This window comes from Lentzea sp. NPDC003310 (assembly GCF_040610935.1).
GTDB lineage: Bacteria > Actinomycetota > Actinomycetes > Mycobacteriales > Pseudonocardiaceae > Lentzea.
This window is the reverse complement of the sequence record NZ_JBEXNC010000020.1, coordinates 24,726-37,673: the sequence shown is the minus strand read 5'-3', so window position 1 is coordinate 37,673 and position 12,948 is coordinate 24,726. Positions and strand designations below refer to the sequence as shown.

The following is a 12,948-nucleotide window of genomic DNA, read 5'->3' as shown; positions in this document are numbered from 1 at the left end:
ATGGAACGCCTGGAAGACCAGCTGACCGCCGACTTCTACAACTACGAGGCGCTGCTGGGCGACGAGGAGCGCAAGATCCTGCTCGGCGCCCGCGAGTTCATGACCACCGAGATCAAGCCGATGGTCAACGAGTACTGGGCCAAGGGCGAGTTCCCGCACGAGCTGATCGGCAAGTTCCGCGGCGCCGGCCTCACCGCGTTGTCCTACGAGGGCTACGGCGAGCACCCCGCCGCCGTCAGCAACCTGCTCACCGGCATGCTCGCGATGGAGATGACCCGCACCGACGCGTCCGTCGCCACGTTCTTCGGTGTCCACAACGGACTCGCGATGTACTCGATCTACTCGGGCGGCTCGCAGGAGCAGCGCGACCGCTGGCTGCCCGCCATGGCCGCGATGGACAAGATCGGCGCGTTCGCGATGACCGAACCGCTCGGCGGCTCCGATGTCGCCGGCGGCATGCGCACCACGGCACAGCGCGACGGCGACACGTGGGTGCTCAACGGCGCCAAGAAGTGGATCGGCAACGCCACCTTCGCCGACTACGTCGTCGTGTGGGCCCGCGACCTCGACGACGACCAGGTCAAGGGTTTCGTCGTGGAGAAGGGCACGCCCGGCTTCGTCGCCGAGAAGATCGAGGGCAAGATCGCGTTCCGGATCGTCGAGAACGCCGAGATCACCCTCACCGACGTCCGCGTGCCCGAGGCGAACCGGCTGCAGAACATCAACTCGTTCCGCGACGTGGCGGAGATCCTGCGCGCCACCCGCGGCGGCGTCGCCTGGCAGGCACTGGGCGTGATGGTCGCCGCCTACGAGCTCGCCCTCGCCTACGCGAAGGAGCGCGAGCAGTTCGGCCGCCCCATTGCGCGGTTCCAGATGGTGCAGGACAAGCTGGTGCAGGCGCTCGGCAACATCACCGCGTCCTGGGGCATGCTCGTGCAGCTCGCGAAGCTGCAGGACGCGGGCATCTTCCGGGACGAGCACTCGTCGCTCGCGAAGGCGTTCGTGACCTCCCGCATGCGCGAGGTTGTGGCCTGGGCGCGGGAGATCTTCGGCGGCAACGGCATCGTGCTCGGCCACGACGTGGCCCGCTTCTTCGCCGACGCCGAGGCGATCTACTCGTTCGAGGGCACGCGCGAGATGAACACGCTGATCGTCGGCAAGGCCATCACCGGCGAGAGCGCCTTCGTCTAGACGGTCAGGCCTCGGGGATCTCGACGACCACGTGCGTCGACTTGATCGAGGCCACGGCGACGCTGCCGACCTCCAGGCCGAGCTCGTCCGCGGACTCACGACTCATCAGGGACGTGACGCGGAAGGGCCCGGCCTGCATGTCGACCTGGGCCATCACGCCGTCCTTGACCACGCGCGTGACGATGCCCTTCATGCGGTTGCGCGCCGAGGCGGCGACGGTCGTGCCGGGCTCGGCCACGTCGCCCATCTGCTGCGCGAACGCGGCGAGCTCCGTGCCGCTGACGCCCTTGCGCCCGCTGTCGAGGACGACCGACGCGAGGCGGCCCTGGTCGATCCACCGGCGCAGGGTGTCGTCACTGACCCCGAGCAGCGCGGCGGCCTCGCTGATCCGCAAGTTCGGCACGGACGCGAGTGTAGGTCCGCTCCTGCGGAGGCACCAACCGCCGTGGGCCGGTGTTCCGGCTTCGTTCGAGGGTGTGCACCGCTCGAAGGACACCGCGCGGCGGGCAGGGTGCTCCTCCGCCCCGCCGGGAGGACGCCGCGGAGCAGGCCGGGTGGTGCTCCGGCCCGCCCGCTCGTGCCGTCAGGAATGGCCCGCGATCCGGTGCGGCCGGTAGTCCGCCTCCAGCCGCGCCACCTCGTCGTCGGTGAGCTCGAAGTCCAGCGCCGCCACCGCGTCGTCGAGCTGCGCGGGCTTCGTGACGCCGACGATCGGCGCCGTCACCACCGGGTTGCGCCGCAGCCAGGCCAGCGCGACCTGGGCCCGTGACACGCCGCGGGCGGAGGCGACGGCGGCGACCTGCTCGACGATCGCGCGGTCCGACTCCACGTACAGGGTGGCTCCGAACTCGTCGGTCTCGGTGCGCGCGGTCGTCTCGTCCCAGTCGCGGACCAGACGGCCGCGGGCGAGCGGGCTCCACGGGATCACGGCGATGTCCTGGTCCGCGCAGAACGGCAGCATCTCGCGCTCCTCCTCGCGGTAGAGGAGGTTGTAGTGGTTCTGCATCGACACGAACTTCGTCCAGCCGTTCTGCTGTTGCGTGAACAACGCCTTGGCGAACTGCCACGCGTACATGGACGACGCACCGATGTAGCGCGCCTTTCCGGACTTCACGACGTCGTGCAGCGCCTCAAGCGTCTCCTCCAGCGGGACGGTGCCGTCGAAGCGGTGGATCTGGTACAGGTCCACGTAGTCCGTGCCGAGCCGGCGCAGCGAGTTGTCGATCTCGGCCAGGATCGACTTGCGGGAGAGCCCGGAACCGTTGGGGCCCTCGTGCATGCGGTTGTAGACCTTGGTGGCGAGCACGATCTCCTCGCGCCGGGCGAAGTCGTGCAGCGCACGGCCCGTGATCTCCTCCGAGGAGCCGGCCGAGTACACGTTCGCGGTGTCGAAGAAGTTGATGCCGGCGTCGAGTGCGGCCTTGACGAACGGCCGCGCGTCCTCTTCCCGCAACGACCACGGGTGGCCACCCCGCTGAGGATCTCCGTAGCTCATCATGCCGAGGCACAGCTCGGACACGTCCATACCGGCCAGCTTCGTGTAGCGCACTGTCAGCCCCTCAGGGAAAGGACGATCACGGTCGGGTGACGTGACGACACCCCGTTCACCTCCGAACCTAGTGCGGCTCCCCGGATCGTGCCTCTGTTCGACACTTCGGTGGCTATCGGCCGTGATTGTCCGATCAGCGGGTTTAGCGTCGTTTTCCCGGGTTCTGAGAGGACAGCGCATGACGAGCATCGACGTGGCCGCGCCGCAGCGGCACGTGCTGGAGCGCACTCGCGCCGCGGTCGCGACGGTGCTGCGGGCCGCGTTGGCGGAGCTGCCGGACGAGACGCGCGAGGTGGTCGAGCACGGGCTGGCGCGGCAGGACTTCTCGACGGCCGCGCTCGTGCTGCTGTCCGCGGAGGCGTTCGGCGCGGCGGACGTGACGGAGCTCGCCGCGGCGCTGGAGCTCGCGCAGCTGCACGAACGCCTGCACGCGGACCTGATGCTGCGCGCGGGCGCGTGGGAGGTGTTCGGGTCCGACCGGGTCGTCTCGGCGGCCGACGCCCTGCTGTCGCTGGCCGTCGCCCGGCTCTCCCGGTCGCAGACGACGATCCTCAACATCGCGCTGATGTCCGTTGTGGACGGTTACGTCCAGGAGATCGAGATGGACGAGCGCGACGACGTGGACCTGTCCGAGCACCTGGGCGTGGCGGCGGCCAAGCACAGCTCGCTGCCCGCGGCGGCGTGCGAGCTCGGCGCGCTGGCCGCCGGGGCGAGCGCGAGCCAGGCCGCGCACCTGCGGCAGTTCGGCGACGACGTGGGCCTCGCGCGCAAGCACGTGGACGACGTCCTGTCCCCGTCCGGTGACCGCCGCACGCTGCCGGTGGCCGCGGCGTCGGCGGCCGGGATCACCGTCGACGGCGGGCGGAGGTGGTGCGCGCAGCAGGCCGAGCTGCTGCTCGCCCGCGCCGGGAACCACCTGCGGCAGTGCGGTCCGCTGGCGCGGGCGGCGGAGGAGCTGTCCGCCCTCGCCGAGGAGGTCACGACCGGCCGGTGCGCGCCGGCCGTGCCCACCCAGGCGGTGGCGGAACCGTCACTCTGACGGCCGCAGCACGACCTTGCCCGCGACGTGCCCGGTCGCGACGAGGTCCTGCGCCTGCGCGGCCTCGGCCAGCGGCAGGCTCCGCGCGATGCGCACCGTGAGCCTGCCCTCGACCGCGAGCCGGGCGTACTCGCCGAGCCGCGAGCCGAACGGCGCGCCGCCCCCGGAGAACGTGACGCCCAGGCCGCCGGCCGCCGGGTCGGCGATGGTGACGATCCGGTCGGTGCCACCGCGCAGGTCGATCGACACCGGCAGGTCGCCCTGTCCCGCCGCGTCGAACACGGCGTCGACGCCCTGCGGCGCGACGGCGCGGACCCGGTCGGCGAGCCCCTCGCCGTACGCGACCGGAACGGCGCCGAGCGACCGCACGTAGTCGTGGTTGGCGGGGGAGGCGGTGCCGACGACCGTGGCGCCGCGGGCCACCGCGAGCTGGACGCCGACGGCGCCGACGACCCCCGACGCACCGTGGATCAGCACCGTGTCGCCCTCGCCGACCTTCAGCTCGTCGAGCACGCGGACCGAGGTCTCGACGGCGACGGGGAGGGCCGCGGCCGTGTCCCAGTCGAGGTCGGCGGGCTTGAGCGCGAAGTCGCCCGAGACCGCGTACTCGGCGTAGCCCGCGCCGGTCCAGCCGAGGACCTGGTCGCCGACCGCGACGCCGGTGACGCCCTCGCCGACCTCGTCGACGATGCCCGCCACCTCCGCGCCGGGCGTGATCGGGAACGGTGGCGCCATCTGCGGCATCCAGCCGTTGCGGATCTTGTGGTCCAGCGGGTTGACCGCCGCCGCGACGACTTTCAACCGCACCTGGCCCGGACCCGCGTGCGGCTCCTCGACCTCGGTCAGACGCAGCACGTCCGACCCGCCGAACTCGGTGTAAGTGATCGCCTTCATCTCTGGCTCCCGTCGTTTGGTTGACATGTCAACTCTAGCGACGGTCGGCGTGTGGGTGCCCCTCACTTCGGCTAGTTCCCACTGGCCGAAAGGCCAGTCGGTCACCCGTTTAGGCGGTCTACGCTCGGTTCATGGACCTGCAGAAGGCGGCCGGCGTGATCCAGGCGCCGCTGAGCGAGACGTTGCTGCACCTGTCCGCCGCCCTCGCCGACGGCATCCCGCACCAGGCGATCGCCGAGCTGTCCAACTGCTCGTTCGCGCCGTTCAAGTTCCGCGGCGAGTCGCCGCCGGTCAGGATCTCCGACCTGGCCGCGCTCCGCTCGGCCGTGCCCGCCCAGGGCACCTGGCAGGGCCGTGCGGTCCTGGGCGGGGCCGAGGTCCCGGTGGTCGTCCTGGTCAGCGCCGTGTCCGAGCCGAGCGCGATGCTCGTCCTGCTGCGCGCCGACGACACCCCCGTCCCGTTAGAGGTTCTAACTTCCGCGAATGCCCTGTGGGATGTCGTCACCGCGCACATGGAAGGCCTGCGCAACGAGGCCGTGCCCGCCACTCTCGCCGTGTCGCGCGCAGCGGCGGCGGCTCGCGCCGTGGCGATCTCCGACCTCGGCGACGCCTATGGCGCCGCGCTCACCGCACTGCTGTCCGTGCTGCGCGACCACGACGTCACGGACGCCGCGGCCCGCTCCCGCGCGGTGGACCTGGCCGTCACCGCGCTGGTCGAGCTCCGCTCCCGCGCCGACCTGGACCGGGCCCTGACCGAGGAACGCGCGGGCGAGGCCTTCGAACGCCTCGCCGACTCGCTGCGCCGCGTCCTGCGCGGCCGGGACGTGCGCCTCGACCTGGGCACACCGGGCGCGGAGGAGGGTGCCGACCGCATCGTGCCGACCGAGGTCGCCTCGACGGCCGCCGCCGTGGTCCGCTCGACCGTGCACGCGATGCTCGACGACCAGGGCGGCGTCGGCAGGGTCCACATCGGCTGGAAGATCACCGGTGCCGTCCTGCGCGCGACGGTTCGCGACGACGGCCCTGGCACGTTGTCGTGCGGCAGCCTCGACCTGCGCCGGGTGCCGGAACGCCTCGGCCCGCTCGGCGGCGAGGTCGAGGTGGACGCGGTGCCGGGCTGGGGCTCGACCGTGACGATCCAGGTGCCGCTGGGCCCGCCGGAGACACCGCGCGAGGACCCGCTGACCGTGCTCGGCACGCGCGAGCTCGAGGTGCTGGGCGGCCTGGCGCGGGGCCGGCGCAACCGGGACATCGCGGGGGAGCTGCACATCAGCGAGTCCACGGTGAAGTTCCACGTGGCGAAGATCCTGGAGAAGCTGGGGGTGGGGTCGCGCGGAGAAGCCGCGGCGCTTGCGCACGAGTGGGGCGCGACGCGCTAGAGCAAGGTCGGCTACCCGATCTCACCCATCCGCTGCCGCACCAGGTCCCGCACCACGTCCACCGCCGCCGGGCTGAACGGGAACACGGCCAGGTGATCTTTCGCGGCCTTGAACCCCGGCAGCGGCTTGCCGCGCAGCCGCAGCGCCGCCAACCCGTGGCTCAGGCCCTGCTCGGCGTCCGGAGCGAGTCCTGCCGCCACGCTGCGGATTCGTTCGAACGCCGCACGGGCCGGCTCGTCGAGCCCCGCGAGGTAGTCGTCCACCTAGGCCATGCGAGCACGCTACCTGCGCTGAGCGCTCCGCGAGCGAACCTGTGGCCGCGGGCGCGACCATGTCGCTTCCTGCTCGATACAGAGACCTGGACCACGCCTGGTTGCACGTCCAATAGTAGGAAGTCAAACTATTCTCATGACGACGTCGTCTTCCGGGACCTCTCCCGCGCCCGCGTTGCACAAGCCGGTGAACCCGGTGCGCTTCGTGACCGCGTCCAGCCTCTTCGACGGCCACGACGCGGCCATCAACATCATGCGGCGCATCCTGCAGTCGCAGGGGGCGGAGGTCATCCACCTCGGTCACAACCGGTCGGTCGCGGAGGTCGTGAACGCGGCGATCCAGGAGGACGCCCAGGGCATCGCGATCAGCGCGTACCAGGGCGGGCACGTCGAGTACTTCTCGTACCTGGTCGAGCTGCTGAACGAGCGCGGCGCCGGGCACATCCGCGTCTACGGCGGCGGTGGCGGCGTCATCGTCCCCGAGGAGATCGAGCTGCTGCACTCGCGCGGCGTCGCGCGGATCTTCTCGCCGCAGGACGGGCAGACGCTCGGCCTGGCGCGGATGATCAACCTGATGATCGAGGAGTGCGACCACGCGCTCACGGCGCCGTTCAGCCACGACGCGCTGCTGACGGGGGCTGACGAGGCCCTGGCGCGCGCGATCACGCACATCGAGGCCGGCGCCGCCGAGCCGCTGGAGACCACCCGCAGGGTGCCGGTGCTGGGCATCACGGGCACGGGCGGCTCGGGCAAGTCCTCGCTCACCGACGAGCTGGTGCGCCGCTTCCGGCTCGACCAGCAGGACAAGCTGCGCATCGCCGTGCTCGCCGTCGACCCGACGCGCCGTCGCGGTGGTGGCGCGCTCCTCGGCGACCGCATCCGCATGAACTGCCTCGACGGCGACCGCGTGTTCTTCCGTTCGCTGGCCACGCGCCGTGCGGGCAGTGAGATCCCGGACGGCCTGGAGCAGGCCATCGTCGCGTGCAAGGCGTCGGGCGCGGACCTGGTCATCGTCGAGACGCCCGGTATCGGTCAGGGAGACGCGGCCATCGTGCCGTTCGTCGACTTCTCGCTGTACGTGATGACGCCCGAGTTCGGTGCCGCGTCTCAGCTCGAGAAGATCGACATGCTCGACTACGCCGACGCCGTGGCGATCAACAAGTTCGAACGGCGCGGTGCCGAGGACGCGCGCCGGGACGTCGCACGGCAGATGGTGCGCAACCGCGAGGCGTTCGGCGCCAAGTGGGAGGACATGCCGGTCTACGGCACGTCCGCCGCGACGTTCAACGACGACGGCGTGACGGCGCTGTACCAGTTCCTGCGCGACGGCCTGGTGGAACACGGTCTCGCCGTGGAGGAAGGCTCTCTCGCGACGGTCGACGGCAAGACGTCGACGTCGGCGTCCACGGTCGTGCCGGCCTCACGCGCCCGCTACCTCAGCGACATCTCCGACACCGTGCGCGGCTACCACCGCAAGACCGACGAGCAGGTCGCCGCGATCCGCACGCACACGCAGCTGTCGGGCGCGCAGAAGGCGCTGGAGGCCGCGGGCAAGGGCGTCGCGGACATCGCGGAGCTCGTGTCCGACGCCGAGCGCAAGGTCGACCGCGACGCCGCCGACCTGCTCGCCACGTGGCCCGCGACCGTCGAGCAGTACTCCGGTGACGAGCTCGTGTTCAAGGTGCGGGACAAGGAGATCCACACCCGGCTGACGCGGGAGACGTTGTCCGGCAACAAGGTCCGCCGCGTCAGCCTGCCGCGCTACGACGACGAGGGCTCGCTGCTACGGTTCCTGCGCAAGGAGAACCTGCCGGGCTTCTTCCCGTTCACCGCGGGCGTCTTCCCGTTCAAGCGCGAGGGCGAGGACCCGGCGCGCATGTTCGCGGGCGAGGGCGACGCGTTCCGCACGAACCGCCGCTTCAAGTACCTGTCGAAGGGCAACCCGGCCACGCGTCTGTCGACGGCGTTCGACTCGGTGACGCTCTACGGCCGCGACCCCGACACCCCGCCGGACGTCTACGGCAAGATCGGCACGTCCGGCGTCTCGATCGCCTCGCTCGACGACATGAAGGCGCTCTACGACGGCTTCGACCTCGTGGCGCCGACGACCTCCGTGTCGATGACGATCAACGGCCCGGCGCCGACGATCCTCGCGTACTTCCTCAACACCGTGATCGACCAGCAGGTGGACCGGTTCCACGCCGACGAGGGCCGCGAGCCGTCCGCCGAGGAGTACGCGAAGCTGCGCGCCTTCGCGCTGGCCAACGTCCGCGGCACCGTGCAGGCCGACATCCTCAAGGAGGACCAGGGCCAGAACACCTGCATCTTCTCCACGGAGTTCTCGCTGCGCATGATGGCGGACATCCAGGAGTGGTTCATCCAGCAGCAGGTGCGGAACTTCTACTCGGTGTCGATCTCGGGCTACCACATCGCCGAGGCCGGCGCGAACCCCATCAGCCAGCTCGCCTTCACGCTCGCCAACGGCTTCACCTACGTCGAGTCGTACCTGGCGCGCGGCATGAACATCGACGACTTCGCGCCGAACCTGTCGTTCTTCTTCTCCAACGGCATGGACGCCGAGTACAGCGTCATCGGCCGGGTCGCCCGCCGCATCTGGGCCGTGGCCATGCGCGACCGCTATGGCGCCGCAGAGCGTTCGCAGAAGTTCAAGTACCACGTGCAGACCTCGGGCCGTTCGCTGCACGCGCAGGAGATGGACTTCAACGACATCCGCACCACGTTGCAGGCGTTGTGCGCCCTGTACGACAACTGCAACTCGTTGCACACCAACGCCTACGACGAGGCGATCACCACCCCGACGGAGTCGTCCGTCCGCCGCGCGATGGCCATCCAGATGATCATCAACAAGGAGTGGGGCCTCTCCGCCAACGAGAACCCGCTGCAGGGCTCGTTCGTCGTCGACGAGCTGACCGACCTCGTCGAAGAGGCCGTCCTGATGGAGTTCGACCGCATCTCCGAACGCGGCGGCGTGCTCGGCGCGATGGAGACCGGCTACCAGCGCGGCCGCATCCAGGACGAGTCGATGCTCTACGAACAGCGCAAGCACGACGGCTCGCTGCCGCTGGTCGGCGTCAACACCTTCCTGCCCGAGGACGGCACGCGCGAGGTCGTGAAGATCGAGCTCGCGCGCGCCACCGAGGAGGAGAAGGAGTCGCAGGTCGAGCGCACCCGTGCGTACCAGGCGGCGCACCGCGACGAGGCGCAGAAGGCGCTCGCGCGGCTGCGGGAGGTGGCGCAGACGAACGAGAACGTGTTCGCGGTGCTGATGGACGCGGCCCGTGTGTGCACGCTGGGGCAGATCACGGAGGCGTTCTTCGAGGTGGGCGGGCAGTACCGCCGCAACATCTAGGCCGCGCAACACCATTGGCCGCCCACCAACCTCTGTTGATGGGCGGCCAATGGTGTTTAACCTTAATTGACATGCGTCGTGTGATTCCGGCACGCTTGTGGACGTCGGCAGCGGGGCTGCCGAAGTGCGCATCGTGATCCTCGACCACAACAACGCCAACCGGAACCTGGTCGGCTGGGTGCACACCGAGGACATCCACTTCTAGACCGCGTAGGGCCGGCCGACGATCCACCCGCCGACGCGGTCGGGCAGCTCGTCGGTCGGCACCACCTCGACCGGATCACCCACGCGCACCACCCCCGACCGGACCACCCAGCTGTCGAGGCACAGCACCCCGCCGAACTCCCGCCGGATCCGCCGGTGCACGTCCAGGTCCTGCGCCCCGCTGTCGGGATCGATCGTCGTCACCACGCACCGGGCCCGCTGCTGGTACATCCCGATCACCACGTCCCCGACCACCAGCGCGTGCCCCGGCCAGGACTCCTCCTCCCCGGCCGCCACCCCGCCGATCAGGATGTTCGGCCGCAGCCGCCGCACGTCCACCCCCGCGGCCTCCACCTGCCCGTCCGTCGCCACGAGGACGTTCAGCACGTCGAACCGCTCCGGTCCGTCGTACCGCGTCAGCCGCCCGCCGAACGGCAGCACCTTCTCGTGCGCCTGCCAGCTGTCCCACGGGTGTCCGTCCACCAGCGGCCCGGCAGGTCCGGTGGACGCGGGGATCGTCAGCAGCCCGTACCGCGTCCGCCCGGTCAGCACCCCGCGCGGCCCCTGCACGTGCACCAGCCGGTCGCCCTGCACGCCATCGGACGTGAAGGTCGCCTCCTCGAGCGGCTCGCCGCCCAGCGACTTCACCGGGTACCGCCACAACGCCTCGACGTGCACGATCACTCCTGCGGGATCTCGTAGGTGGACGCGGGGTCGATCCGGCGCTCGGCCTCGGTGATCCGCACGTCGTTGATGCTCGCCTCGCGCCGCGACATCAGGCCGGACGGCGCGAACTCCCAGTTCTCGTTGCCGTAGCTGCGCCACCACTGGCCCTCGTCGTCGTGCCACTCGTACTGGAAGCGCACGGCGATGCGGTCGTCGCCGAACGCCCACAACGACTTGCGCAGCACGTACTCGTGCTCGCGCTCCCACTTCCTCGTCAGGAACGCGACGATCTCGTCCGTGCCGCGGACGAACTCGGACCTGTTGCGCCACACCGAGTCCGGCGTGTATGCGCCCGCGACGCGCACCGGGTCCCGGGAGTTCCAGGCGTCCTGGGCCGCCTGCACCTTGAGCCGGGCGGTCTCGGTCGTGAACGGGGGTGCGAGTGTCACTGCGGTCCTTCCAACGGTTGGGTGGCCCACCAAACGTTAGAACGAGTGTCTAACGGATGCAAGCATGTGTTACCGTTAGTCGTGCTGACGCCCGACGAGCCCCGCCCGGTCCTCCTGATGAACACCATCTGGGCCAATCGGTCGCGCCTGCACGACGACCTGACGACTGTCGGTGGGCTCCGCGAGTTCCTGGGCGTGCCGGCGGACGAGGCCGACCTCGACGCGTTCCTGGCCCTGCGGCAGGCGTTGCGGGACCTGGCGGCCGTGCTCACCGGCGACACGCGGGAGATCGCGCGGGATCGCGACCTCGACCGGGCCGTGGCCGAGGTCAACCGTGCGGCGCGCAGCGCCCGGCAGTGGCCGCAGCTGACCGTGCGGGACGGCGAGTTGTTGCGGCACAACGAAAGCGAGGGCTCTCTCGCGGATCGGGAACGTGCCGCGATCGCCGCGGAGGCCGTGGAGCTGTTCACCGGCGAGAACCGCGTGCTGCTGCGCGCCTGTCACGCACCGGGCTGCGTGCTGTACTTCGTGAAGGACCACCCGCGCCGCGAATGGTGCTCGCCGTCGTGCGGCAACCGGGTCCGCGCCGCCCGCCACTACCGGCGCAATCGGGGTGAATCCCCTGGTCCGAACGGGTTTTCCTGATCAGCGGGGGTAAACATGAGCCGCGCCGGTTCCGATTAAACGGACAACAGTTGGGCGCGTTTTGTGTGGTGGTGATCCGCGATGTCCCGAGAATCCGTGCCAGGTCACGACATCAGCTATCACCTCGTCTGCTTCGACGAGACCGGCAACGAGCGGGGGCGCGACAGCGCGGACGTGCTGTACGACGCCCGCCAAGGCGTCACCGACGTCTTCTTCTTCATCCACGGGTGGAACGGCGACGTGCCGGCCGCCCGTGAGCAGTACGGGCAGTGGGTCGCGACGATGGCCGGCTGCCGGGCCGAACGTGAAGCGGCACACCGGCTTCCGGGCGGCTTCAAGTCCCTGCTCGTCGGTCTCCACTGGCCCTCGAAGGCCTGGGGCGACGAGGACGTGCGGTCGGACGAGTTCATCAAGGCCCAGGCGAACCGGCTCGGCGGAGGTGCCGCGCGCACGGCCGCCGTGCGCACGATCGTCCAGGCCGCGCGGCAGCACCCGTGCCGGATGTCGCCCGCCGTCAAACAGGCCTACGACTACCTGGAGCGCTCGGTCCCGGACCTGCCGGGCGAGGACGGCATGGCGTTCGACCCCGAGCAGCTCTACCGGGCGTGCCTCGAGGACCCGGCGCTCGGCGGGATCCTCTCGCCGTTGCGGATCCTGACGTTCTGGAAGATGAAGCGGCGCGCCAAGGTCTTCGGCGAGAGCGGCGCGGCGCGGATCGCCCGCGACGTCGCCCAGGCCGCCCCGCACGCCCGCATCCACCTGATGGGCCACAGCTTCGGCTGCATCACCGCCACCGCGATGGCGAACGTGGTGCCGGCCGCGACGCTGACCCTGGTGCAGGGCGCCATGTCGCTGTGGTCGTTCGCGGAACGGCTCCCCGGCGAACCCGGCTACGGCTACTTCCGCGGCGTGCTGGCCCGCGTGCCCGGCCCGATCATCGTCACCACGTCGTCGAACGACTACGCGATCGGCCGGTTCTACCCGCTGGCCGCGCGGTCGGGCCGGCAGGTCGACCTCGACTCGTACCCCAAGTACGGCGGCATCGGCTCGCACGGCGTCCAGGGCACCTACGCGCACGGGCACAAGATCGGCGCACCGGGCGAGCTCTCGCGCGGGCAGGTGCACAACGTCGACTGCACGTCGGTGATCCGCCGGATCGACGGGATCGCGGGCGCGCACAACGACATCTGCCACCCGGAACTGGCGCGGCTGCTCTGGAAGGCGGTCCTCGCGCGCTAGCGGGTCCCGTGTGGACGGTTGGTGCCGTGCCCGTCCCGCGCCGCGAGTCAG

At 70.6% G+C, this 12,948-nt stretch carries 12 protein-coding genes; 6 read left to right on the top strand and 6 right to left on the bottom strand.

Features of this window, described 5'->3' with window-relative positions; genetic code table 11:
• Positions 1 to 1,191, top strand: a complete 1,191-nt coding sequence (locus tag ABZX02_RS35090) for an acyl-CoA dehydrogenase family protein (RefSeq protein WP_355304878.1) — start codon at positions 1 to 3, stop codon at positions 1,189 to 1,191.
• 4 nt (positions 1,192 to 1,195) lie between these two features.
• On the opposite strand, the gene ABZX02_RS35085 is transcribed toward ABZX02_RS35090, so the two are convergent.
• A complete protein-coding gene (locus ABZX02_RS35085; protein ID WP_355304876.1) occupies positions 1,196 to 1,594 on the bottom strand; it encodes a TOBE domain-containing protein in 399 nt (132 codons plus the stop codon).
• A gap of 180 nt (positions 1,595 to 1,774) precedes the next feature.
• A complete protein-coding gene (locus tag ABZX02_RS35080) occupies positions 1,775 to 2,740 on the bottom strand; it encodes an aldo/keto reductase (protein WP_355304874.1) in 966 nt (321 codons plus the stop codon).
• 178 nt (positions 2,741 to 2,918) lie between these two features.
• Here ABZX02_RS35080 and ABZX02_RS35075 point away from each other — a divergent pair, with 178 nt between their 5' ends.
• The gene (locus tag ABZX02_RS35075; protein ID WP_355304872.1) at positions 2,919 to 3,779 is read left to right on the top strand and encodes a polyprenyl synthetase family protein; all 861 of its coding nucleotides are present in this window, start codon (positions 2,919 to 2,921) and stop codon (positions 3,777 to 3,779) included.
• Here the strand turns inward: ABZX02_RS35075 and ABZX02_RS35070 are convergent.
• Positions 3,771 to 4,673 carry an NADP-dependent oxidoreductase gene (locus ABZX02_RS35070; RefSeq protein ID WP_355304870.1) on the bottom strand — a complete coding sequence of 301 codons (903 nt, stop codon included), beginning with the start codon at positions 4,671 to 4,673 and terminating at the stop codon, positions 3,771 to 3,773. The two genes, ABZX02_RS35075 and ABZX02_RS35070, sit on opposite strands and share 9 nt — an antisense overlap.
• Positions 4,674 to 4,804: 131 nt before the next feature.
• Here ABZX02_RS35070 and ABZX02_RS35065 point away from each other — a divergent pair, with 131 nt between their 5' ends.
• Positions 4,805 to 6,052 carry a LuxR C-terminal-related transcriptional regulator gene (locus ABZX02_RS35065; protein WP_355304868.1) on the top strand — a complete coding sequence of 416 codons (1,248 nt, stop codon included), beginning with the start codon at positions 4,805 to 4,807 and terminating at the stop codon, positions 6,050 to 6,052.
• 11 nt (positions 6,053 to 6,063) lie between these two features.
• Here the strand turns inward: ABZX02_RS35065 and ABZX02_RS35060 are convergent, their stop codons facing one another.
• The gene (locus ABZX02_RS35060) at positions 6,064 to 6,315 is read right to left on the bottom strand and encodes a hypothetical protein (protein ID WP_355304866.1); all 252 of its coding nucleotides are present in this window, start codon (positions 6,313 to 6,315) and stop codon (positions 6,064 to 6,066) included.
• 145 nt (positions 6,316 to 6,460) lie between these two features.
• Here ABZX02_RS35060 and icmF point away from each other — a divergent pair, with 145 nt between their 5' ends.
• Positions 6,461 to 9,694: a fused isobutyryl-CoA mutase/GTPase IcmF gene (icmF, locus tag ABZX02_RS35055; protein ID WP_355304864.1), complete on the top strand. Its 3,234-nt coding sequence runs from the start codon at positions 6,461 to 6,463 to the stop codon at positions 9,692 to 9,694.
• A 201-nt stretch (positions 9,695 to 9,895) separates the two neighbouring features.
• Here icmF and ABZX02_RS35050 read toward each other — a convergent pair whose 3' ends face one another.
• Positions 9,896 to 10,576: an MOSC N-terminal beta barrel domain-containing protein gene (locus ABZX02_RS35050; RefSeq protein ID WP_355304862.1), complete on the bottom strand. Its 681-nt coding sequence runs from the start codon at positions 10,574 to 10,576 to the stop codon at positions 9,896 to 9,898.
• 2 nt (positions 10,577 to 10,578) lie between these two features.
• Positions 10,579 to 11,013, bottom strand: coding sequence for a nuclear transport factor 2 family protein (locus tag ABZX02_RS35045; protein WP_355304861.1), 435 nt, complete (start codon positions 11,011 to 11,013; stop codon positions 10,579 to 10,581).
• Between the two features lie 81 nt (positions 11,014 to 11,094).
• Here ABZX02_RS35045 and ABZX02_RS35040 point away from each other — a divergent pair, with 81 nt between their 5' ends.
• Together ABZX02_RS35040 and ABZX02_RS35035 are read left to right on the top strand one after the other, a co-directional pair.
• Positions 11,095 to 11,658 carry a CGNR zinc finger domain-containing protein gene (locus ABZX02_RS35040; protein ID WP_355304859.1) on the top strand — a complete coding sequence of 188 codons (564 nt, stop codon included), beginning with the start codon at positions 11,095 to 11,097 and terminating at the stop codon, positions 11,656 to 11,658.
• Positions 11,659 to 11,739: 81 nt separating this feature from the next.
• Complete coding sequence (locus tag ABZX02_RS35035; protein ID WP_355304857.1) at positions 11,740 to 12,897, top strand: hypothetical protein; 1,158 nt, start codon at positions 11,740 to 11,742, stop codon at positions 12,895 to 12,897.
• The last annotated feature ends 51 nt before the right edge of the window (positions 12,898 to 12,948 follow it).